This window comes from Nonomuraea ferruginea (assembly GCF_039540635.1).
GTDB classification, from domain to species: Bacteria; Actinomycetota; Actinomycetes; order Streptosporangiales; family Streptosporangiaceae; genus Nonomuraea; species Nonomuraea ferruginea.
The window spans coordinates 168,007-187,745 of record NZ_BAABFD010000006.1; the positions used below are offsets into that span (position 1 = coordinate 168,007).

General features: G+C 71.4%; 19 protein-coding genes. 7 read left to right on the top strand and 12 right to left on the bottom strand.

From position 1 onward, the window contains the following. Positions 1-25: 25 nt before the first annotated feature. Positions 26-970: an SPFH domain-containing protein gene (locus tag ABD999_RS13745; protein WP_148036312.1), complete on the bottom strand. Its 945-nt coding sequence runs from the start codon at positions 968-970 to the stop codon at positions 26-28. 68 nt (positions 971-1,038) lie between these two features. Beyond that, the gene (locus ABD999_RS13750) at positions 1,039-1,827 is read right to left on the bottom strand and encodes an ABC transporter ATP-binding protein (RefSeq protein ID WP_148036311.1); all 789 of its coding nucleotides are present in this window, start codon (positions 1,825-1,827) and stop codon (positions 1,039-1,041) included. A 69-nt stretch (positions 1,828-1,896) separates the two neighbouring features. Between ABD999_RS13750 and ABD999_RS13755 the strand changes: the two genes are divergently transcribed. Then, complete coding sequence (locus ABD999_RS13755; protein ID WP_261809032.1) at positions 1,897-2,613, top strand: hypothetical protein; 717 nt, start codon at positions 1,897-1,899, stop codon at positions 2,611-2,613. 44 nt (positions 2,614-2,657) lie between these two features. On the opposite strand, the gene ABD999_RS13760 is transcribed toward ABD999_RS13755, so the two are convergent. Further along, positions 2,658-3,284 (bottom strand): response regulator, encoded by a 627-nt coding sequence (locus ABD999_RS13760; RefSeq protein ID WP_148036310.1) that lies wholly within the window; start codon positions 3,282-3,284, stop codon positions 2,658-2,660. Then, complete coding sequence (locus ABD999_RS13765) at positions 3,281-4,393, bottom strand: GAF domain-containing sensor histidine kinase (protein ID WP_271276121.1); 1,113 nt, start codon at positions 4,391-4,393, stop codon at positions 3,281-3,283. The genes ABD999_RS13760 and ABD999_RS13765 overlap by 4 nt, the downstream gene beginning before the upstream one ends. Positions 4,394-4,549: 156 nt before the next feature. Here ABD999_RS13765 and ABD999_RS13770 point away from each other — a divergent pair, with 156 nt between their 5' ends. Genes ABD999_RS13770 through serB form a run of 3 tightly spaced genes read left to right on the top strand, consistent with a single transcriptional unit; the run spans position 4,550 to position 7,584 of the window. Then, the gene (locus ABD999_RS13770; RefSeq protein WP_271276120.1) at positions 4,550-5,206 is read left to right on the top strand and encodes an SDR family oxidoreductase; all 657 of its coding nucleotides are present in this window, start codon (positions 4,550-4,552) and stop codon (positions 5,204-5,206) included. Positions 5,207-5,259: 53 nt separating this feature from the next. Continuing rightward, positions 5,260-6,294: an S-adenosylmethionine:tRNA ribosyltransferase-isomerase gene (locus tag ABD999_RS13775; protein WP_271276119.1), complete on the top strand. Its 1,035-nt coding sequence runs from the start codon at positions 5,260-5,262 to the stop codon at positions 6,292-6,294. Positions 6,295-6,345: 51 nt separating this feature from the next. Next, positions 6,346-7,584, top strand: a complete 1,239-nt coding sequence (gene serB, locus ABD999_RS13780) for a phosphoserine phosphatase SerB (RefSeq protein WP_219544816.1) — start codon at positions 6,346-6,348, stop codon at positions 7,582-7,584. Here serB and ABD999_RS13785 read toward each other — a convergent pair. After that, entirely contained in the window at positions 7,556-8,023 is a 468-nt protein-coding gene (locus ABD999_RS13785; protein ID WP_271276118.1) for a SixA phosphatase family protein, read from the bottom strand. The genes serB and ABD999_RS13785 overlap by 29 nt on opposite strands. Positions 8,024-8,250: 227 nt before the next feature. Continuing rightward, a complete protein-coding gene (locus tag ABD999_RS13790; protein WP_148036306.1) occupies positions 8,251-10,533 on the bottom strand; it encodes a sodium-translocating pyrophosphatase in 2,283 nt (760 codons plus the stop codon). Positions 10,534-10,923: 390 nt separating this feature from the next. Here ABD999_RS13790 and ABD999_RS13795 point away from each other — a divergent pair, with 390 nt between their 5' ends. After that, positions 10,924-11,712 (top strand): SDR family NAD(P)-dependent oxidoreductase, encoded by a 789-nt coding sequence (locus ABD999_RS13795; RefSeq protein WP_271276117.1) that lies wholly within the window; start codon positions 10,924-10,926, stop codon positions 11,710-11,712. 99 nt (positions 11,713-11,811) lie between these two features. On the opposite strand, the gene ABD999_RS13800 is transcribed toward ABD999_RS13795, so the two are convergent. Together ABD999_RS13800 and ABD999_RS13805 are read right to left on the bottom strand one after the other, a co-directional pair. Further along, positions 11,812-12,240: an ATP-binding protein gene (locus ABD999_RS13800; RefSeq protein ID WP_148036304.1), complete on the bottom strand. Its 429-nt coding sequence runs from the start codon at positions 12,238-12,240 to the stop codon at positions 11,812-11,814. Beyond that, positions 12,241-12,591: an STAS domain-containing protein gene (locus ABD999_RS13805; RefSeq protein ID WP_043629845.1), complete on the bottom strand. Its 351-nt coding sequence runs from the start codon at positions 12,589-12,591 to the stop codon at positions 12,241-12,243. A gap of 408 nt (positions 12,592-12,999) precedes the next feature. Between ABD999_RS13805 and ABD999_RS13810 the strand changes: the two genes are divergently transcribed. Together ABD999_RS13810 and ABD999_RS13815 are read left to right on the top strand one after the other, a co-directional pair. Further along, a complete protein-coding gene (locus ABD999_RS13810) occupies positions 13,000-15,501 on the top strand; it encodes a Zn-binding domain-containing protein (RefSeq protein WP_271276116.1) in 2,502 nt (833 codons plus the stop codon). Positions 15,502-15,699: 198 nt separating this feature from the next. After that, the gene (locus ABD999_RS13815) at positions 15,700-16,959 is read left to right on the top strand and encodes an arginine deiminase (RefSeq protein ID WP_271276115.1); all 1,260 of its coding nucleotides are present in this window, start codon (positions 15,700-15,702) and stop codon (positions 16,957-16,959) included. A gap of 189 nt (positions 16,960-17,148) precedes the next feature. On the opposite strand, the gene ABD999_RS13820 is transcribed toward ABD999_RS13815, so the two are convergent. The 4 genes from ABD999_RS13820 to ABD999_RS13835 all read right to left on the bottom strand — a co-directional run bounded on the left by ABD999_RS13820 (position 17,149) and on the right by ABD999_RS13835 (position 19,727). After that, on the bottom strand, positions 17,149-17,607 hold the full coding sequence (locus ABD999_RS13820; protein ID WP_271276114.1) for an Rv3654c family TadE-like protein: 459 nt from the start codon (positions 17,605-17,607) through the stop codon (positions 17,149-17,151). 248 nt (positions 17,608-17,855) lie between these two features. Further along, on the bottom strand, positions 17,856-18,176 hold the full coding sequence (locus tag ABD999_RS13825; RefSeq protein WP_271276113.1) for a TadE family type IV pilus minor pilin: 321 nt from the start codon (positions 18,174-18,176) through the stop codon (positions 17,856-17,858). 35 nt (positions 18,177-18,211) lie between these two features. Beyond that, positions 18,212-18,445, bottom strand: a complete 234-nt coding sequence (locus tag ABD999_RS13830) for a DUF4244 domain-containing protein (RefSeq protein ID WP_148036299.1) — start codon at positions 18,443-18,445, stop codon at positions 18,212-18,214. A gap of 499 nt (positions 18,446-18,944) precedes the next feature. Further along, complete coding sequence (locus ABD999_RS13835; RefSeq protein WP_271276112.1) at positions 18,945-19,727, bottom strand: type II secretion system F family protein; 783 nt, start codon at positions 19,725-19,727, stop codon at positions 18,945-18,947. Between the last annotated feature and the right edge of the window lie 12 nt (positions 19,728-19,739).

Consider the following 19,739-nt stretch of genomic DNA (forward strand, 5'->3'; position numbering starts at 1 on the left):
GAGCCTAGGGGGCCTGGCGGGGCGGTTACGCGTCCGGGGTGGCGGGGGGATTGCGCGCGGGGGGATTCGGCGGGGTGAACAGGCCGCCGAGGCTCTCCAGCGCCTTGCCCATCTCCGAGGGGACTATCCAGATCTTGTTGGCGTCGCCCTTGGCGATCTCGGGCAGGGTCTGCAGGTACTGGTAGGCCAGCAGGTGCTGGTCCGGGTTGCCCTCGTGGATGGCCTTGAACACCATGCCGATCGCGTCGGCCTGGCCCTTGGCGCGCATCGCCTGGGCCTCGGCCTCGGCCTGGGCGCGCAGCACCGCCGCCTCCGCGTCGCCCCTGGCCCGTAAGACCGCCGCCTGCTGCTCGCCCTCGGCCGCCAGGATGGCCGCCTGCCGCTGGCCCTCGGCGGTGAGCACGGCGGCCCGCTTGTCGCGGTCGGCGCGCATCTGCTTCTCCATCGAGTCCTGGATCGAGGCCGGCGGGTCGATGGACTTGAGCTCCACCCGGTTGACCCTGATGCCCCACTTGCCGGTCGCCTCGTCCAGCGACCCGCGCAGCTCGGTGTTGATCTCCTCGCGGGAGGTCAGCGTGCGCTCCAGGTCCATGCCGCCGACGACGTTGCGCAGCGTGGTGACGGTGAGCTGCTCGACGCCGATGAGGAAGTTCGCGATCTCGTACGTGGCCGCCTTCGGGTTGGTCACCTGGAAGTAGATGACGGTGTCGATGGAGACGACCAGGTTGTCGGAGGTGATCACCGGTTGCGGCGGGAACGACACCACCTGCTCGCGCAGGTCGATCATGTCCTTGATGCGGTCGATGAACGGCACCACCATGTTGAGCCCCGGGGCGAGCGTGCGGTGGTAGCGGCCCAGCCGCTCCACGATCGCCGCCGTCGCCTGCGGGATGATCCTGATGGTCCGCGCCACCCCGAAGCCCACCGCCGCGACCAGGACGAAGGCGACGATGAGCTGCTCCACGGACATGGCAACGCTCCGAAATCGACGGGCCTGACCCGCTGCATGATATTTCGTCCGGCGTGCCTGCGGGCGATCTAGAAGGGACGGACGTACCAGCGGCCCTCGGCGCTGCGGTCGAGCGACAGCGGCACCCCGAACGTCTGCGACAGGTTGTCGGCCGTCATGACGTGGTCGAGCGGCCCCTGGGCCACGACCGAGCCGTGGCGCAGCATCAGGGCGTGGGTGAACCCGGCCGGGATCTCCTCCACGTGGTGGGTCACCAGGACCAGCGCCGGCGACCGGAAGTCGCCCGCCAGCACCGACAGCCGCCGCACCAGGTCCTCGCGGGCGCCCACGTCGAGCCCGGCGGCGGGCTCGTCGAGCAGCAGCATCTCCGGGTCGGGCATGAGCGCGCGGGCGATCTGCACCCGCTTGCGCTCCCCCTCCGACAGCGAGGCGAACCGCCGCCTGATCAGATGGGCCGCGCCCATCATGTCGATCAGCTCGACGGCACGGGTGACGTCGTTGGAGTCGTACTCCTCCGTCCAGCGCCCCAGCAGCGCGTACGAGGCGGTCAGCACCAGGTCGATGACCTTCTCGTCGGGCGGGATCCGCTCGGCCAGCGCGGAGCTGCACAGCCCGATGCGCGGCCGCAGGTCGAACACGTCGGCCACCCCGACGCGCTCGCCGAGCACCTCCAGCGACCCCTCACTGGGGAACAGCAACGTGGCCGCGAGCTGCAGCAACGTGGTCTTGCCCGCGCCGTTGGGGCCGAGCACGACCCACCGCTCGTCCTCCTCGACCGTCCAGTCGATGCCGCGCAGCAGGGTCGCCCCGTCGCGCTTGTAGGCGACGTCCTGGAACCGCAGCACCTGACCACCCATCCCCGATCCCTCCTTGAGGAGTAACCCTGGGGACAAACCTATTGCAGGGCGAGCGCTTATCGTGGATCGGTGCGCCCTGAATCGCCTATCTGTCCCGTGCTCGTCGCCTGGGGTAACGCCTGGCTCTCCGGCCACATCGGCCTGGACGAGGCGGCCGACCACGTCGAAGAGGTCGGCGGCCCCGCTGTCGTGGGCGAGGTTCCGCTGCGTAAATACCTGGCCAACCTTCGCTCCGGTGGCCTGAGCGGGTTCCGGCTCGCCCTGCCGGCGCCCGGTGACCCGCTCGGGCTCTCCGGCCCGCCCGGGTTCAACTCGGCGGCGGTCGACGCCGGGCAGGCCGCCATCGCCGTGCTCGACGACACCCGGCTCGGGCTGGTGCCCTCCCTCGATCTGCGCGGTTCCTCGTACGTGGGAGTCAAGCTGGACGTGCACGAGGCCGGGCCGGTACGGCAGGACCTGCCGTCCGTCGCCGAGGCCGAGCGCGAGCTGTCGGAGGCGATGCGGGACGCGACCCAGGCGCTGGCCGCGGCGGGCGGCCCCGCGCGGGAGCGGCCGTCGCACGTGCCGGACGGCGGCGAGCTGGCCCCCGGCTATCCGGCGCGCGCCCACCGGGTGTCGGCGCTGGCCACCCGGTTGGGCGCGGTGCTGCGCCTGGCCGAGGAGCGCGGGCTCACCTCCGGCGAGATCGCCTCCCGCGGCGCCGCGGTGCGCGAGCTGGACCGCGCCGTGCGTCGCGCGATCGTCGCGGCCCACCACGCCATCTTCGAGCCCGTCAGGAACCTCTGACCCCGGCACGCCGCCTTCGAGCCCTTCAGGGACGCCCTGAGGGATCAGGACAGGCCGTGGCGCACGGCGTAGAGGGCGGCCTGGGTGCGGTCCTGGACGCCGAGCTTCATCAGCACGTTGGAGACGTGGGTCTTGACCGTCTTCTCGGCGACCGCGAGGCTGCGGGCGATCTCACGGTTGGACCGGCCGGCCGCGATCAGTTTCAGCACCTCGCGCTCGCGGTCGGTCAGCGGCACGGGCGGGCCCCCCGCCGGCCGCGCGCCCTCGCCGCCCGCCAGCATCGCCTCGGCCGCCTCCGGCGCGAGCAGCACCTGCCCGCTGTGCACGGCCCGCACGGCCCGCACCAGCGCCGTCGGGTCGACGTCCTTGTAGAGGAAGCCGGACGCGCCCGCCCGCATCGCGGGGCCCACGTCGGCCCTGTCGCTCACCGAGGTCAGCACCAGCACCCGGGTCGCGGCGCCGGTCAGCTCGCCCAGCGTGGCCAGCCCGTCCAGCACCGGCATCTTGAGGTCGAGCAGCAGCACGTCGGGCGCGAGCTCGCGGACCAGCTCGACGGCGCGCGCGCCGTCGCCCGCCTCGCCCACGACCGTGATGTCGTCCTGCAGGTCGAGGAACGTGCGCAGCCCCTGACGCACCACCGGATGGTCGTCGGCGACCAGCACCCGGATCACCCGCACACCTCCATACGCACGGTCGTCCCCTTCCCGGGGGCCGAGCTGACGGTCATCCGGCCGCCCACCGACTCGGCCCGGTCCTTCATCGAGATCAGGCCCAGCCCGCGCGAGGCGCCCTGCTCGAAGCCCGTGCCGTCGTCCTCGACGGTCAGGGCCAGCCCGCCGCCCTCGTACGACAGCCGCACCGTCACCCGCGCGGCCTCGGCGTGGCGCAGCGCGTTGTGCAGCGCCTCCTGGGCCACCCTGAGCACGGCCACCTCCGCGGCGGAGTCCAGCGGCGGCAGCTCGTCCGCCTCGTAGGTGACGCGCGCGGGGTGCAGGCGGTCGAGCATCCGCACGTGCTTGCGCAGCGTCTCGGCCAGCCCGTGGCGGTCCAGCTCGGCGGGCCGCAGCTCGACGATCACCGCCCGCAGCTCGCCCAGCGCCTCCCCCGCCAGCCGCTGCACCCGCTCCAGCTCGGCCGCGGCCCTGTCGGGCTCCGACTTCAGCATGGCCCCCGCCGCCTGGGCGCTCAGCCGCAGCGAGAACAGCTTCTGGGTGACGGCGTCGTGCAGCTCGCGGGCCACCCGGTTGCGTTCCTCCAGCATCGCCAGCTCCCGGCTCCGTTCGTAGAGCCGGGCGTTGGCCAGCGCCATGGCGGCGTGCGCCGCGAACACCTGGAGCAGGTCCTGGTCGGCCTCGGTGAAGCCGCCCGCGCGCTTGTTGGCCAGGAAGATGATGCCGAGCACCTCGCCGCCGTCGGTGATGGGGACGCCGAGGAAGTCCTTCATCACCGGATGCGCCTGCGGCCAGTATTCGAACCTGGGGTCGGCGCGCAGGTCGGCCAGTCGCACCGGGGCGCCCTCGCGGAGCATCGCGCCCAGCATGCCGTGCTGGCGAGGGAGGGGCCCGATCGCCTCCCACTGCTTGTCGGTGATGCCCTCGGCGACGAACTCCGCGAACGAGCCGTCCTCGTCGGGCACCCCCAGCGCGGCGTAGCGGGCGTCCAGCAGCCGCCGCGCCGAGCGTACGATGACCTGCAGCACCTCGCGCACCGACAGATGGCGGGTGACCGCCAGCACCGCGGAGCTCACCGCCTGCAGGATCTCGTCGCGTTCGGCCGTCACGCCATCACTCTACTGACGGGCGAACCGGGGACCGGGCGCCGGTGACCTCCGCGGGACTCTCGACCGGCGCCGGGAAGGTCCTAGGACGAAGTGCCCAGGCGGCCACGGGACCACGGCCCGATGTGTGGACGGCGGCGCGTTCCTAACGTCACGAACATGACGAACACCGCACTCATCACCGGCGCCTCCCGCGGACTCGGCCTCGCGCTCGCGCGGTCACTGGCGGAGGCGGGCTGGCGTCTCGTGCTCACCGCGCGCGGCGTGAACGAGCTGGAACGGGCCGCGGCCGAGCTGGGCGCCACCGCCATCCCGGGCGACGTCACCGAGCCCGCGCACATCCGCCGCCTGGCGGACGCCGTCCCCGAGCTGGACCTCCTGGTCAACAACGCCAGCGGCCTCGGGGCCACGCCGCTGCCGCCGCTGGCGGGCTACCCGCTGGAGGCCTTCCGCGTCCTGCTGGAGACCAACGTCACCGCGCCGCTCGCCCTCATCCAGGCCACGCTGCCCGCGCTGCGCGCCCGGCGGGGCGCCGTCGTCAACGTCACCTCCGACGCCGCCACCGGCGCGTACGAGGGATGGGGCGGGTACGGGGCCACCAAGGCGGCGCTGGATCAGCTCTCGAACGTGCTCGCCGCCGAGGAGCCCGAGCTGGCGGTCTGGTGGACCGACCCGGGCGAGATGAACACCCGGATGCTGGCCGACGCCGTCGGCGCGGACGAGGCCGCGTCCGCCACCGACCCGGCCGAGGTCGCCGCCGCCCTGCACGGCCTCGTACGTACCCGCCCCGCCAGCGGCCGAGTGACCCTCCAATGACCCGCCCGACGACGCCCCCCGAGACGACCGCCGCATCCCCCGCAACGACCGCTGTGACAACCGAGGTGACGGCCGAGGTGGCGAACGCCGCGCTCGACTTCGTTCTGCGGCCCGCGCTGTCAGCGCAGGAGCCGCCGGAGGCGCGCGGGGTGGGCAGGGACGGGGTCCGGCTGCTGGTCTCTGCGGGTGACGGCGAGCCGGCGCACCACCGCTTCACCGACCTGCCCGGCCTGCTCGACCCGGGCGACCTGATCGTGGTCAACAACTCGGCGACGCTGCCCGCCGCCGTGCGGCTGGACCGGCTCGCGGTGCACTTCTCCACCGCGCGCCCGGACGGCACCTGGCTCGTCGAGCTGCGCCGCCGTACCGCCACCGCGACCGAGCAGTACCGCGGCGGCGCGCCCGGCGAGTGGCTGCCGCTGCCGGGAGGCGCCACGCTGCGGCTCGTCGCTCGCGAGACGCCCCGGCTGTGGCGGGCAGTGCTCGATCGCGACGTGGAGACGTACCTGCGCGGGTACGGGGCCCCGATCCGGTACGCGTACGTCACCAGGGACTGGCCGATCGAGGCGTACCAGACGGTGTTCGCGACCGTGCCGGGCAGCGCGGAGATGCCCAGCGCCGCGCGGCCGTTCACGCCGGAGCTGGTCACGGCGCTGGTGGCGCGCGGCGTCGGCATCGCGCCGATCACCCTGCACACGGGGGTGGCCTCGCCGGAGAAGGACGAGCCACCGTACGCCGAGCGCTACGCGGTGCCGGAGGCCACGGCCCGCCTGGTCGACCTGACCCTGGGGAGCGGAAGGCGGGTGGTCGCCGCCGGCACCACGGTGGTGCGGGCGCTGGAGACCGCCGCCGCCGGCGGCCTGGTGACCGCGTCCGAGGGCTGGACCACCCACGTCGTGACGCCCGCGACGGGGGTGCGGGCGGTCACGGGGCTCATCACCGGCCTGCACGAACCGCGCTCCAGCCACCTCATGATGCTGACCGCGATCGCCGGCGAGCGCCCGCTCCGCGCGGCGTACGAGGCGGCGCTGCGGGAACGTTACCTGTGGCACGAGTTCGGCGACGCCCACCTGATCTTGCGGACGTAAAGCAGGACCTGCGGCGCGGGCATCGGGGCGGGCGCAGTACCGTGGCTGAATGTGGACCAGCGCACCCTCTTGATCACCTTCACCGGCCCCGACCGGCCAGGCGTGACCTCGCGCCTGTTCTCCGTCCTGTCGGGCTTCCCCGTGACCGTGGCCGACATCGAGCAGGTCGTCATCCGCGGCCGGCTCACGCTCGGCGTCCTGGTCGCCTACGCCGGAGGGCCGTCCACCGGCACCGGCAGCACCCTCGGCGCCATGTGGACCGCCGTCGAGCGGATCGCCGAGGACCTGGGCATGGAGGTGGAGCTGTCCACCGGCTCCCTGGCCAAGGAGCACCGCCGCCGCGGCCGCCTGTCGGTCAGCGTGCTCGGCGCCACGCTCCAGCCCGCGGCCATCGCCGGCATCGCCCGCCGGATCGCCGCCGCCGGCGCCAACATCGACCGCATCGAGCGGCTGGCCCAGTGGCCGGTGACCTGCATCGAGCTGTCCGTCTCCGGCGCCAACCCCGACGAGCTGCGCGTCCAGCTCGCCGCCGAGGCCGCCGCCCAGCAGGTCGACGTGGCCGTGCAGCGCACCGGGCTGTCCAGGCGGGCCAAGCGGCTCATCGTCATGGACGTCGACTCCACCCTCATCCAGGGTGAGGTCATCGAGCTGCTGGCCAAGCACGCCGGCTGCCTCGACGAGGTCGCCAAGGTCACCGAGGCGGCCATGCGCGGCGAGCTCGACTTCGCCGAGTCGCTGCGCCGCCGGGTCGCCCAGCTCGAAGGGCTGCCCGCCGAGGTGTTCGAGCGGGTGCGCGGTGAGGTCGTGCTCACCCCCGGCGCCCGCACCCTGGTCCGCACGCTCAAGCGGCTCGACTACCGCTTCGCCATCGTCAGCGGTGGCTTCACCCAGATCACCGACACGCTCGTGGAGGAGCTCGGCATCGACTACTCGGCGGCGAACGTGCTGGAGGTCATCGACGGCAAGCTGACCGGCCGGCTCGTCGGCGAGATCGTCGACCGGCCCGGCAAGGCCCGCGCGCTGGAGCGGTTCGCCAGCGAGGCGGGGGTGCCGATCAGCCAGACCGTGGCCATCGGCGACGGGGCCAACGACCTCGACATGATCGCCGCGGCCGGGCTGGGCATCGCGTTCAACGCCAAGCCCGTGGTGCGCCAGGCCGCCGACACCGCGGTCAACACGCCCTACCTCGACTCGATCCTCTACCTGCTCGGCATCTCCCGCGACGAGGTCGAGGCCGCCGACGCCGAGGACGCGCTGCTCGTCAGTCGTGCTGCGGACCCCAGCTCGTGACCAGCTCTCCCTCACCGGCCGACAGCTCGGGCCACGGCACCGCTGTCTTGATCACCGCGAACGTGCCCGGCCGGAACAGGTAGTCGCCCTCCGCGAGCATCAGCGCCAGCTCGTGCACGGCCGGGTTGTGCCCGCACAGCGCCACCGTGCCGTGATCGGGGTCGAGCAGGCGCAGCCGCTCCAGCAGCTCCTCCGGGTAGGCCTGGTAGATCGCCGGCTCGTACCGCACCTCGACGCCGGGGAAGGCCAGCTCCGCCGTGCGGCGGGTGCGCCGGGCCGGCGAGCAGAGCACCACCTCCGGCTCCAGCCCGAGCATCCGCAGCTCCTCACCGGCCCGCTTGGCGTCGCGCTCGCCCCGGTCGGTCAGCGCCCGGTCCTTGTCGGGCACCCCAGGCGCCTGGGCCGCCTTGGCGTGGCGGAGCAGGATCAGCGTTCGCACCTCGGTCATCCTCTCGACGCCCAGACGGCCAGCATCGCGATCACCGCCATGATGGCAAGCATCGCGAGCAGGATGACGGCCAGGGTCTTCCCGCCGGACGGCGGCTTGTTGTCCATCTGCCCAGTTTCCCACCGAACAAGGCCACTCCGCGTATCACCCTCCGGCGTGGCCGGACGGCGACGCCCGCCCCTCGGTGGTCGAGGAGCGGGCGTCGTGGTGGAACGGTGTCAGGACGCGACGGGTTCCTTGTCGCGGTCGTTGTCGTTGGCCGGCTCGGCCGTCACCGAGCGGCGCTTGGAGACGATGATGGCGCCGACGACCACGGCCACCGCGACCACCGCGATGCCGACGCGGAGCCCGACGTTGTCGGCCCACAGCACCACGGCCGGGGCCACCAGCAGCGCGACGAGGTTCATCACCTTGATCAGCGGGTTGATGGCCGGGCCCGCGGTGTCCTTGAACGGGTCGCCGACCGTGTCGCCGATGACCGTGGCGGCGTGCGCCTCGGAGCCCTTGCCGCCGTGGTGTCCGTCCTCGACCAGCTTCTTGGCGTTGTCCCAGGCGCCGCCCGAGTTGGACAGGAAGACGGCCATCAGGGTGCCGGCGGCGATCGCGCCCGCCAGGAACGCGCCCAGCGGCGCGTACCCGAGCGCGAAGCCGACGGCTATCGGCGTCATGACCGCGAGCAGGCCGGGCGTGGCCAGCTCGCGGAGCGAGTCGCGGGTGCAGATGTCGACCACGCGCCCGTAGTCGGGCAGCTCGGTGCCCTGCATGATGCCCGGCTTGCTGCGGAACTGCTCGCGTACCTCGAAGACCACCCGCATCGCCGCCCGGCCGACCGCCATGATGGCCAGCCCGGAGAACAGGAACACCACGGCCGCGCCGATGATCAGGCCGACCAGCACGTTGGGCGCGTCGATGCCGAGGCTGAACACGCTGCCCGCCGGCAGCTCGCCTTCGACCGCGGTGCGGAACGCGCCGAACAGCGCCGTGGCGGCCAGCACGGCCGTCGCGATCGCGATGCCCTTGGTGATGGCCTTGGTGGTGTTGCCGACCGCGTCCAGGCTGGTGAGGACGCGGGCGCCCTCGCCCTCGACGTCGCCGGACATCTCGGCGATGCCCTGGGCGTTGTCGGAGACGGGGCCGAAGGTGTCCATCGAGACGATGACGCCGACCGTGGTCAGCAGGCCGGTGCCGGCCAGGGCGACGGCGAACAGCGCCACCGTCACGTTGCCGAAGCCGAGCAGGAACGCGCCGTACACCGCCGCGCCGATGATCAGCGCCGAGTAGACCGCCGACTCCAGGCCGACGCTGATGCCGGCCAGGATGACGGTCGCCGGGCCGGTACGGGAGCTCTCGCCGATCTCGCGGACCGGGCGCCGGTTGGTCTCGGTGAAGTAGCCGGTGAGCAGCTGGATGGCGCTGGCCAGGACCAGGCCGATGAGCACCGCGCCGATGGCGATGACCCGCGGGTCGGCGTCGGACTGCACCTGCGCGCCGGCCAGGCCGTCGAAAGTGGCGGGAAGGTACCAGAAGGCGGCGGCCGCGACCAGGACCGCGGAGATGCCGGCCGAGATGAAGAAGCTGCGGTTGATGGCCGCCATGCCGTTGCGGTCCTTGGCGCGCAGGCGGGTGACGAAGATGCCGATGATCGCGGTCAGCACGCCGATCATCGGGACGATGAGCGGGAAGATCAGACCCTGCTCGCCGAAGGCCACCCGGCCCAGGATGAGGCTCGCGACCAGCATGACCGCGTACGACTCGAACAGGTCGGCCGCCATGCCGGCGCAGTCGCCGACGTTGTCGCCCACGTTGTCGGCGATGGTGGCGGCGTTGCGCGGGTCGTCCTCGGGAATGCCCTGCTCGACCTTGCCGACCAGGTCGGCGCCGACGTCCGCGGCCTTGGTGAAGATGCCGCCGCCGACCCGCATGAACATGGCGAGCAGCGCCGCGCCGAAGCCGAAGCCCTCCAGCACGCCGGGCGCGTCGCCCTGGTAGAGGAAGACGACCACGGCCGCGCCCAGCAGGCCGAGGCCCACGGTGAACATGCCGGCGACGCCGCCCGTACGGAAGGCGATGCGCATGGCGCGCTGCTCGCCCGAGTCGCGGGCCGCGGCGGCCACGCGCACGTTGCCGCGCACCGCCAGCCACATGCCCATGAAGCCGGTCAGCGCGGAGAACACCGCGCCGACCACGAAGAAGATCGAGCGCCCGATCCGTACGTCGGTTTCGCCCGGTAGGAGGAGCAGCAGGAAGGGTATGATCACGACGAAGATCGCCAGGGTGCGGAACTGCCGCGTCAGATACGCCGCGGCCCCTTCCTGGACGGCACGGGCGATGTTCTGCATGCGCTCCGTGCCCTGGTCGGCGGCGAGCACCTCACGCACCAGACCGCCGGCGACGGCTAGCGCGATCAGCGCGACCGCGGCGACCACGATCACGATGGTGAGATTGTTTCCGCTAAGGGTCAGATTGGACGCTGGCTCCAGTGCCAGCATGTGCCTAGACATCGTTCTCCTCGGCAAGACCGGTCGTCCTGCCCGGTGGCGCTGCAATGTAGGCGGGCGGTGCGGCACCATCCGGGTTGTGGGTGCCGCTTCCGGTTGAATCCGCTGTTAGTGCCGGATCACCTTGGCCGGTGCCGGGAGTCTACGCAGGGGATACGCAGATATGAAGGCTCTGGAGCCGGGCATTTGCGCGCCTGGTCAGTAAGCCGCTGACAGCGGGGTGTATTGCGACTTGACTGGTGAAATATCCGTCGGTTTACGGTCATGACTACGGCCTGAAAAGGTACGACCGAAATACGCCTCTCCTGAGGCCGAGCATCCGGGCCAGGTCAGCGGGTAGCGGGACCGTGGGGGGTGGCGATGATGAGCGGACCAAGAGGATCGGTTGCCCTGGTGACGGGGGCGAGCCGCGGCATCGGCAGGGCGCTGGCCGTGCGACTCCACCAGGCGGGGATGCGGGTCGCGGTCACGGCCCGGTCGGCGGAGGCCCTGGACGCACTCGCGGCCGAGCTGGGCGGCGAGGGTGACGTGCTGGCCCTGCCCGGCGACGTCACCGACCCGCGGGCCGTGACCGCCGTCGTCGAGACCGCCGAGCGCGTCCTCGGCCCGATCGACCTGCTGGTGAACAACGCGGGCGCGGCCGAGCCGCACGAGGCGCCGGTCTGGGAGTCGGACCCCGAGGAGTGGTGGGGCACCGTCACGACGAACGTGCTCGGCCCGATGCTGTACGTCCACGCGGTGGTGCCCGGCATGCTGGCCCGCGGCAGCGGCCGGATCGTCAACGTCAACAGCCTGCTCGGGGTGTGGACGCTGCCCACACAGACGGCCTACAGCGTGTCCAAGGCCGCGCTGGCCAAGCTCACCGCGGCGCTGTCGGCGGGACTCGCGGGCACGGGGGTGCTGGCGTTCGACTACAGCCCCGGCCGGGTCCGCACGGATCTGACCAGCGACCTCGGCGACCTCCCCGGGGCCAGGGACGACTCGTGGACATCGATGGAACAGGCGGTGGACGGCGTGCTCGCCATCGCGCGGGGACGTCTCGACGCACTCGCGGGCCGGTTCATCCACGCGCGCGACGACCTCGAGATCCTCGTCCTGCGGGCCGCCGAGATCGCCGAACGCGGCGGCAGGGTCATCACGCTCGCCGAGGCGTTCGACGGAGATCCCCTGTCGCAACGGTGACCGGTCAGCCCGGCGTCGTAACGCGAAGGACGTCTCCTTGACCGCAGCGGTCAGGAGACGTCCTTCGCCAAGCTCAAGCCCGACGGCCGGAAAGGCACGTCAGCGGAGATGGCCGTTGGTGGCGGCCGGCCAGCTCATGCGGATCCGCATGCCCTTGGGACTCGGGAACACCTCCACGTCGTCCGCCAGCCCCGCGATCACCGCGATACCGAAGCCGGACATGAACGAGTCGGAGAGCATTCCCAGGTCGAGGGGCTGCTCCTGCTTGATCTCATCACTGGGCGCCTGGTCGCTGACCGTGACCTCGAAGCGCCCCGAGTCGTCCTTGAGCTCGATGCGGATGGGCTCACCCGGACAGTGGGCGCGATGCGCCTCGACCGCCCGGGAACACGCCTCACCCACGGCGAGCCGGACCTCGTCCAGCAAGGACTCCTCCACGCCGGTGCGCCTGGCGATCGCAGTGGCCACCAGCCGCGCGGTGCGCACGTGCGCGGGAAGAGCGCTGAACGTCAGCTCGACGGTGGCCATCTACTTGTCTTTGCCGTGAGCTTCCTTGGCCTCGTCGACCGAAGCGTAGATCCCGAAGACCTTGGTCAGACCGGTGATCCGGAAGATCTTGAGGATGCGCTCCTGGGTGCAGACCAGTTCGAGCGAGCCGTCGTGGGCGCGGACCCGCTTGAGTCCGCCCACCAGGACGCCAAGCCCCGTCGAGTCGAGGAAGTCGACCTTCTCCATGTTGACCAGGAGGTGGAAGTTTCCCTTGTTCACCAGGTCGATGAGGAGCTCACGCAATCTCGGCGCCGTGTAAACATCGATCTCACCTTCGACCTCCACGATGGTGAGTCGGTCTTCGGTGCGGTGATCCAACTTCAGATCCACAGATCCTCCAGCGCCTCGCCTGCGAAAGTACTCTTGCGGGCCTGGCAGTCTGGAGCGATGCTCCCGACTGTCGGACCCTGACGCGCGGCATTCAACCACGCGTCTGGCTTGTGTCTATACGAAATCACGATTCCCGGCGACTTTGCCCACGGATGCAGACTGGAAACAGTGACTTCCTCCGCTTCCTCCCCACACCGACCAGGTCCACTCCTCCAGCACCTGCTCGGCATACCCGCACGTCACGAGCGTGTCACCCATGTGGAGCATGTTCCAGCACGTCAGGCGGGTCAAGTGGGATGGCCCAAATGGGCGCCCGAACTCCTGGTTACGCGCTTGGCGAACCAGGGCGTGGCGGGGCTGTGGCAACACCAGTACGAGGCCGCTGACCTGGCCCATTGTGGCCGAAACGTGATCATTTCTACGGGGACGGCCTCCGGCAAGTCGCTGGCCTACCTGACCCCGGCGGTCACCGCCTGTCTCGACGGCGGCACCGTGTTGTACCTCACACCCACCAAGGCCCTCGCCGCCGACCAGCTTCGCGGCATCCATGACCTGCGCATCACCCAGGTGCGGGCCGCCTGCTTCGACGGCGACACCCCGTTCGAGGAGCGCACCTGGGTGCGCAAGCACGCCAACTACGTGCTCACCAACCCCGACATGCTGCACCGGAGCATCCTGCCCAGGCACGCCCAGTGGTCGCTGTTCTTCCGCCGGCTGCGGCTGGTGGTCGTGGACGAGTGTCACGGCTACCGGGGCGTGTTCGGGTCGCACGTGGCGCAGATCCTGCGCCGCCTGCGCCGCGTCTGCGCCAGGTACGGGTCGTCGCCGGCCTTCCTGCTGGCCTCGGCCACGGCGAGCGAGCCCGGCGAGTTCGCCAAGCGGCTGACCGGGCTCGACGTGGACGAGGTGACGGCGGACGCCTCTCCCAAGGGCTCGACCACCATCGCGCTGTGGGAGCCGCCGCTGACGGAGCTCAGGGGCGAGAAGGGGGCCCCGGTGCGCCGGACGGCCACGGCCGAGGCCGCCGACCTGCTGGCGGACCTGGTGCTGGCCGACGTCCGCACGCTCGCGTTCGTCCGCAGCCGTCGCGGCGCCGAGACGGTGGCGCTCCAGGCCCGCGCCAAACTCTCCGACGTCGCCTTCTCCCTCTCCGCCCACGGCCCCCACCCCTCCCCCCTCGGACCCCCCCACCCAACACCCCGTCCATCGACACCCCCATCGTCGGACCCCTCTCCAGCCGGGCCCTCTCCGGCGGAACCCTCATCGACAGAGCCGTCCCCAGCGGAACCCCGTCCGGCAGAACCCTCCACGGCGAAACCCACACCAGCCGGACCCTCACCATCAGCCCCCTCATCGACAGAGCCGTCCCCAGCGGAACTCTGTTCAGCGGAACCCTCTACAGCGGAGCACTCTCCGACGAGGGCGGACCCTCCGCTTCTGGGGGCCAGCCCGATGCCGTCCTTTCGTGAGGGCACCGGCAACCGGACCGGCCGTGAGGAGCCCCGGGATTCCGCGGCCGGGTCCGCGGGAGGGGGTGCCCGTGGGCCGCTGGCGTGGGCGTGGCCCGAGGACGAAGGGTTGGCGGATCTGCCCGAGAAGGTTGCCGCCTACCGGGCGGGCTACCTGGCGGAGGACCGCAGGGTGCTGGAGAAGGCTCTGCGCTCCGGCGCGCTGATGGGCCTGGCCACCACCAACGCCCTGGAGCTCGGGGTCGACGTGTCCGGCCTGGACGCCGTGCTGATCGCCGGCTGGCCGGGCACCCGCGCCTCGCTCTGGCAGCAGGCCGGCCGCGCGGGGCGCGAGGGCCAGGACGCGCTGGCCGTGCTCATCGCCCGTGACGACCCGCTCGACACCTACATCGTGCACCACCCGGAGGCCCTGTTCGGCCGGCCCGTCGAGGCGATCGTCCTCGACCCGGACAACCCGTACGTGCTGGGCCCGCACCTGTGCGCCGCCGCGGCGGAGATCCCGCTGACCGAGCAGGACCTGACGGTCTTCGGCGACGCCGCGCGCGGCGTGCTCGACGACCTCGTCACTGAGGGCCTGCTGCGCCGCCGGCCGGCCGGCTGGTACTGGACCAGGCGGGAGCGCGCCACCGACCTGGCCGACATCCGCGGCGGCGGCGGCGCGCCGATCCACGTCGTCGAGTCCTCGACCGGCCGCCTGCTCGGGAGCGTGGACGAGCCCTCGTCGCACACGACCGTGCACACTGGAGCGGTCTACCTCCACCAGGGCGAGACGTTCCTCGTGGAGGAGCTGGACCTGGAGGCCGGGGTGGCGCTGGTCACGAGTGCCGCTCCGGACTACTCCACGTTCGCCCGGGACATCACCGACATCTCTGTCCTTTCCACCCTGCGCTCCCATCCTCTCGGGCCCGGCACCCTCCACTTCGGCGAGGTCGAGGTGACCAGGCAGGTCGTCTCGTACCTGAAGCGCCGGGCGCAGTCGGGCGAGAGCCTCGGCGACGAGCCGCTGGACCTGCCGCCGCGCACCCTCCGCACCCGCGCCGTCTGGTGGACGCTCCCGGCCGCCGAGGTCGCCACCCTGGCCGAGGAGGGCTTCGACCTGGGCGGCTCGGCCCACGCCGCCGAGCACGCCGCCATCGGCCTGCTCCCCCTCTTCGCGACCTGCGACCGCTGGGACATCGGCGGCGTGTCGACGGAGCTGCACGCGGACACCGGCCTGCTCACGGTGTTCGTCTACGACGGCCACGAGGGCGGCGCCGGCATCGCGGAACGCGGGTACGCGCGCGCCAGGGAATGGCTGACGGCCACGCGCCAGGCCATCGACTCCTGCGAGTGCGAGCGCGGCTGCCCTTCCTGCATCCAGTCGCCCAAGTGCGGCAACGGCAACGAGCCCCTGGACAAGCAGGGCGCACTCCGTCTCCTCGCGACCCTGCTGCGCCCCTGACCTCCTTCCGCCCCGCCGAGGGCAGTGTTGGGACCGAGGGCAGCCTCCGGGTCGAGGGCAGCCTCCGGGTCGAGGGCAGCCTCCGGGTCGAGGGCAGTCTCCGGGCCGAGGATGCGAGCCGGGCGATTCCGGGCAGGGCTCCAGTGGTTCGGTATGACCGGCCGGAGCACCAGCTGACTCGCCAAGGGGGCAAGAGCCATGACCGATCAGTCGTTCGGCGTCCACTCGGAGGTGGGCACGCTGCGCAAGGTCATCGTGCACCGCCCGGAGCTGAGCCTCAGGCGGCTCACCCCGGCCAACCGCGACCGGCTGCTCTTCGACGACATCATCTGGGTGGAGCACGCGCAGCGTGAGCACGACGCGTTCGTCGCGGTGCTGCGCGAGCACGGCGTCGAGGTCTTCTACCACCAGGAACTGCTCGCGGAGGCGCTGGACGGGAGTTTCGAGGCCAAGCGGCACGCGGTGGAGCAGGCCGTCACCCACCTGACCGTCGGCCCGGCGCTCGTGGACGGCGTCCGGGAGACGCTGTCCGGCTGGAGTGGCGAGAAGCTGGCCACCCACCTCATCGGCGGGCTGACCAAGCAGGAGTACGGGATCCCCGGCCTGGAGGCGAACTCCCTGGTCGCGGCCTCGGCCCGGATGGACGACTTCATGCTGCCGCCGCTGCCGAACTCCCTCTACCAGCGCGATCCGGTCGCCTGGCTCTACGGCGGGGTGTCGCTCAACCCGATGTACCATCACGCCCGCCGGCTGGAGACGTTGAACCAGAGCACGATCTACCACTTCCACCCCATGTTCGCCGGAGAGGAGTTCGCGTTCTTGTATCCGGAGCGCGGCGAGGAATCACGGTTCGACGAGGAGGACTTCGGCGCCGCCGCCATGGAGGGCGGCGACATGATGCCCATCGGCAACCGCACGGTGGTGATCGGCCTGAGCGAACGGACCAACCCGCGCACCGTGGAGCACCTCGCCCTGTCGCTGTTCGGCGGAGGCTCGGTCGACCGGGTGATCGCCGTCGAGATCCCCAAGCGACGTACGTACATGCATCTGGACACCGTTTTCACCCTCCTGGACGTGAACAAGGCGGCCGTCTACCCGCCGTTCCTGGAAACGGCCACCACATACGCGCTCCGCCCCGGCGACAAGCCGGGCACCCTCGACGTCCACATGGCCGCCGGCTTCGCGCACGCGGTGGCGGAGGCCCTGGAGATCGGCGAGCTGGAGCTGATCCCCACCGGCGGCGACGACTATCAGCAGGCGCGCGAGCAATGGGACTCGGGCAACAACTTCTTCGCCCTCTCCCCCGGCGTGGTGATCGGCTACCACAAGAACCAGTTCACCAACCGGCAGCTGCGGAACAGGGGCGTGGAAGTGATCGAGATCGAGGGCTTCGAACTCGGCAAGGGCCGGGGCGGCGCCCGCTGCATGACCTGCCCCATCCAGCGGGCTCCCATCTAGCACCGCATGTGGTAATCATCCTCTTTAATCCCATATGTCGTGATTATTCTTTCGGGCCTCAACCCGTCCCACTTGCGGCGAGATCACGGAGAAGGGCGCAGTCGGGCGCTCACTACGGAACCGTTCTGCAGCCAGGCACTCACTACGGGGCCTCTCTTTTTTGGGAGATGCAGTCCACGCTCGTCTCATTCATCCCATTCGTCTCATTTCAGCAAGTAAGGGAACTTTGGGAACCCCCTCGGGCTGAGCGCCGTGATGCGTGCCTTCGGCCCGCTCAGCCCGCCGTAGCTTCAGAGGGGACGGACTGGCTGGGCCGGCGCGGGAGCGGCCGGTCAGGGTGCGGACGCCGAGGCCGGGGATCGAGATCGTCAGCGATGTCCTGACGTCCGCCACCGCGCCGCTGATCTCGCAGTTCGTCAGTTCGACCCCGTTCGCCTTCGCCAGGGTCGTCGCTCTCGCGCAGGCGCTTTCCGGGTCTACGAGGGCCAGTTCGGCGGCGGCCAGCGCGCTGAGGTCGGCAGCGTCGTACACGCGGTGGCGTGCGACGCGCGCCTCGCCGGCCAGGGCGAAGGCCATGGCCACGGCCATCAGCAAACCCATGAGCGCGACGCCCCAGAGCGTGGCCGAGCCTCGGTCGTTACGTGGCATCACAGATCTCCTCAGCGCACGGCCGTGTGCCCGGCGCCGTTCTAGCTGCCGCACGAGCGGTCCGCACGTGACGTCAGGATTCGGTTCTCGCTGCCGCATGACCGGTCTGCACATCAGGCCAGGGGGTCTGGCTGCCGCACGGGGGTCCGCACCGTGAGGTCAGGATTCGGTTCTCGCTGCCGCATGAGCGGTCTGCACGTGAGGTCAGGATTCGGTTCCGGCTGCCTCACGGGCGGTCCACCGTGAGGTCAGGATTCGGTGGGCGTGGTGGCGGACGCGGTCACGTGGATCGCGGGCAGGGCGGGGCCCCAGGGCGGGCGGACGGCGAGCGAGATGTGCACGGTCGTGTGTTCTGGGGTGCGGTTCACAGTTACCTCTGCTTCGGGGCGGGTGGCTGAGCGGGCGAGGTCTCGTACCTGATCGAGACGCTCGCCCCTGGCCGCGGCGCGAGCGGCGGAGCGGGCGGCGTCGACGCATTCGAGGTGGGCTCCGACGGCCTGGATGGCCCACAGCGCCGCCGCGAGGACGGCCATGAGTGCGGGGAGCATCGCGGCCGTTTCGGCGGTCACGGAGCCTTTTGACGACCTCCGGCGCGCGTGGCCGGTCATCCCTTGGTGTTGAGCGCCCGGTCTATCAGCGAGGAGAGCATCTCCTGCACTTCGGGACTGCTGACCACCTTGAAGAGCAGAGCGGCGAAGGCGCAGGCGGCGATGGTGCCGACCGCGTACTCGGCGGTGGACATGCCCCTGTCGCGGGCGGCTCCCGCCAGGCGGGCCTGCCTGACGGACCACCAGCGGCGGTGGCGGGTGCGGAGCGACAGGTTCTTGTGGTCCTGCATCGTGCCTCCAGGAAGATCGGGCCGGGGCGACGCCCCGGTGTGCGGGTCCAAGATTCGCTTGGACCGGCATGGACCCAAGGGGCCGAGCGCCGTTCTGTGGATAAGCGAGTACGTGGCGCCGAGGCTGTGGAGGGAGCACCCGTGAACGGAGGCGGGATCGGGTGGACGCGACGTTGGGTGGACGCGAAGGTTGAGCGGACGCGACGTTGGGTGGACGCGAGATTGAGCGGACGCGGAGGTTGAGCGGACGCGGAGGTTGAGCGGACGCGGGCCCGGTGGACCTGGTGGCATGGTCTCGTCAGCGGACGCGTGCTCGCCGGAACGAAGCGCTCTCGTCAGCGGACGCGAGCCCGGCTGACCCAGCGGTGCTGTCTAGACAGCGGATGCGAGCTTGCTGAAGCCGGTGGAGCACTCTCGTCAGCCGACGCGAGCCCGGTGGAACCGGCGGAGCGCTCTCATCAGCCGACGCGGACTCGCTGGAACCGGCGGAGCGCTCTCGTCAAGGGAGGACGATCGTGGTGGCCAAGCCTGCTACCACGGGGACGATTCCCAAGAGGACGAAGGCCGGGAGGAAGCAGAGGCCCAGGGGTGCCACCGCTTTGACGCCCACACTGCGGGCCGCGGCCACCGAGGCGGCCCTTGACGTTTCGCGGGCGTCGTCCGCCAGGCGGGTCAGGATGTCGGCCACGGGGGCGCCGCTCCGGGACGCTCGGATCATCGCTCGGGCGAGTTGGGCTGTGGCCGGGTCGCGGGACAGGTGGGTCCAGGTCGGCTCGGGGTCGGCGCCGAGTTTGAGCTGGGCGGCCACCCAGGTGAGTCTCAGCCCGAGGGGGCCGCCTATCGCCGTGGCGGCGGTCTCGGTGGCGGCGCTGGTGGGCTGGCCCGCGAGCAGGCAGGCCGACATGAGGTCGGCGGCGAACGGCAGGTCCGTGGTGATCCGGTTGCGGTCGCGTTCGAGCTCCGGCGGATCTCTGCGGTGGAGGGCCGCCGCGGTGATGGGAGTGGCGAGGAGGGCCGTGACGATGCCGGGGACGCCGCCGACCAGCAGGGCGACGACGACACCCAGGCAGAGCGACGGGACGAGGGTGCGGCTTGAGAGCCGGCGCCCGGTCCGCGCCCTGTCGGTGAGCCAGACGGGCGGAGGTGGGTCGGCGGGACGGGATCCGTTCTGCCGGGGTGAGGGCTCGGGGAGCAGGCGCGCGAGGCGTTGCGCGGGAGTGGTGGGCGAAGTCCAGAGGTAAGCCGCCAGGGCAGTGCAGAGAATGGAGGCGAGCGCGAGCATCGGGTGGTCCTA